This is a genomic window from Endozoicomonas sp. SESOKO3 (assembly GCF_024606255.1).
This window is the reverse complement of sequence record NZ_JAHHPR010000747.1, coordinates 1-1,433: the sequence shown is the minus strand read 5'-3', so window position 1 is coordinate 1,433 and position 1,433 is coordinate 1. Positions and strand designations below refer to the sequence as shown.

Below are 1,433 nucleotides of genomic sequence, written 5' to 3'. Positions count from 1 at the left end.
GAACCCGCCCCAACCTGAATTTGTGGTATGCTTGAGCCCGTTTTAATTTATCCGGGTGAGTACCGTCCTTTTTTGCCATGCACTGAAGCACTCTGGCTGACAAAGGTCATCCTGAAGGCAGGTATTCCCTCACCAAGTCAATGGAAAAGGTTTCTAAGCATGCCGGAAAAAAAGCAGGGCTTTGCCTTTGAGCAGTCGCTCACAGAATTGGATGCACTGGTTCAGCAAATGGAGTCCGGTGATATGACACTGGAAGCGTCTCTGAAAGCCTTTGAAAAAGGGGTAAAGCTGACACGTGAATGTCAGAAAGCGCTGACTGAAGCAGAACAGAGAGTCCAGCAGCTTCTGGAAAATCAGGGCCAATTGGAAACCCGCCCTTTCGATCCGACAGAAGGCGAATAATCCATGACTCTGCTGGAATACATCAAGGGTTGTCAAAACCGCGTTGATGAGCAGCTCAAAAATCATCTTCCCGACATCAGTCACGTCAGTGAAAGGCTGGTTGAGGCGATGTCCTATTCTGTTTTTAACGGTGGCAAACGTATTCGACCGATTCTGGTTTATGCTGCCTCTGAAGCCGTAGGTGGCGATCAGACTCAGGCGGACCCTGCTGCCTGCGCTGTAGAGCTCGTCCACGCGTACTCCCTGGTGCATGATGATCTTCCAGCGATGGATGATGATGATCTTCGAAGAGGCAAACCCACCTGCCACAAAGCTTTTGATGAGGCCACTGCCACTCTTGCAGGTGATGCTCTGCAAACTCTGGCATTTGAAGTACTGGCTTCAAGCCATCACGAATTACCCGCTCCTGTCTGCCTGCAACTGATCAGGGAACTGGCCCGTGCTTCTGGCCATGGGGGTATGTGCGGTGGCCAATCCATGGACCTGAACTCTGTAGGCAGTCCATTGAATCAGGAACAACTGCAATTAATGCACAGCCACAAAACCGGGGCACTGATTCGCGCCAGTGTTGTCATGGGCGCACTTTCAAGTGGCAAAGTCGAAACAGAACAACTGAACCAACTTATTCGCTATGCAGACGCCATTGGTCTGGCTTTTCAGGTTCAGGATGACATTCTTGACGTCACCGCCGACACCGAAGTACTGGGTAAGCAACAAGGGGCAGATCTGGCTCTGGATAAGCCCACCTATGTATCCCTTATGGGATTGCAGGGTGCCAGAGAACTCGCCAGCTCGCTCTGTCACCAGGCGATTTGCTCCCTCGAAAGCTTCGGGGATCAGGCCATTATCCTCAGGCAAATGGCAAAGTACGTCATCCAGAGATCTCATTGATTCGATGTAATATCATTACGTAGCTTATCTTCAGCATTGCCATAGAAAAAACCTACTGTTCAGGTACAATCCTATAATTCACTGAGGACAGTTACTGGTATCATTCTTCGCCTATTGAGAAGAGCCAGAAGTAGGATCAG

2 protein-coding genes are annotated in these 1,433 nt (G+C 50.0%); both read left to right on the top strand.

Annotation, left to right across the window (positions count from 1 at the left end):
- Window positions 1–27 precede the first annotated feature (27 nt).
- Window positions 28–402 (top strand): exodeoxyribonuclease VII small subunit, encoded by a 375-nt coding sequence (locus KDK18_RS14795; protein WP_373691174.1) that lies wholly within the window; start codon window positions 28–30, stop codon window positions 400–402.
- Between the two features lie 3 nt (window positions 403–405).
- Window positions 406–1,293 carry a (2E,6E)-farnesyl diphosphate synthase gene (gene ispA, locus KDK18_RS13115; protein WP_257255376.1) on the top strand — a complete coding sequence of 296 codons (888 nt, stop codon included), beginning with the start codon at window positions 406–408 and terminating at the stop codon, window positions 1,291–1,293.
- Window positions 1,294–1,433: the final 140 nt, after the last annotated feature.